Annotated in this window: 1 pseudogene; it reads left to right on the top strand. The window is 71.9% G+C overall.

Annotated features, from left to right (window positions below):
• A pseudogene (locus EN850_RS35855) lies at positions 1 to 285 on the top strand (alginate lyase); the annotation flags it as partial.

Genomic DNA, 285 nt, shown 5'->3' on the forward strand with positions numbered 1-285 from the left:
CCCGGCGTGGCGTTCACCCGCACCCAGGCGCTGCTGCGCCACCCCGACCTGGGCCTGCCGGTGGTGCTGGACCTGCTGCAGGTCCACGGCGAAAAGGCCGCACGCTACGACCTGCCGCTACACTTCAACGGCCACATCGTCACCACCGGCTTCGAGGCCGCGCACTTCCCCGCCCAGCGCCCGGTGCTGGGCAAGGACAACGGCTACCAGCACCTGTGGCTGGACGCACGCAGCGCGCCCGGCAGCGAACCGCGTTCCATGGCGTGGCTGCTGGATGGGCGCTGC

It is taken from the genome of Mesorhizobium sp. M8A.F.Ca.ET.207.01.1.1, assembly GCF_004794715.1.
Lineage (GTDB): Bacteria > Pseudomonadota > Alphaproteobacteria > Rhizobiales > Rhizobiaceae > Mesorhizobium.